Source organism: Gilvimarinus sp. 1_MG-2023 (assembly GCF_030548285.1).
Window position 1 is genome coordinate 1 of sequence record NZ_JAUOSC010000371.1, and the last position, 364, is coordinate 364.

General features: G+C 43.7%; 1 protein-coding gene. It reads right to left on the reverse strand.

All coding sequences use genetic code 11. The features are described 5' to 3' along the window. Positions 1-147: 147 nt before the first annotated feature. The coding region (locus Q4563_RS17245) for a hypothetical protein (protein ID WP_303605369.1) at positions 148-364 on the reverse strand (217 nt) is incomplete at its 5' end.

The window sequence follows — 364 nt, forward strand, 5'->3', positions numbered from 1 at the left end:
GTATGTTCCGATGCCAGGACGGCAGACGGACGTTGATTCTCATCGATTGTCATGCCAGTAATGGCAGCACCCAAAATAACAACCAATCCTACAAAGACCAGTAAATCTGGCTTCTTCATTGAAAGTGACTCCAGCAAAAATCTACTTTTATACGTATGGCCTACCAAGATGACACCAGGCAGACATATAGCTACTTTGTCTGTCTTTGAGCAACATTTCTGCCACTTTAGTCACAAGTAGTGACCAAAGTATGAATAGCACCAGAATTGCCCTTCTGTTTTGAGCAATGACGCCAAAATCAGTGCGCTCATTTTCTGAAAGACCGACCCACCAGGCAAGAAAAGCTGTTATTGCACCATTTGAG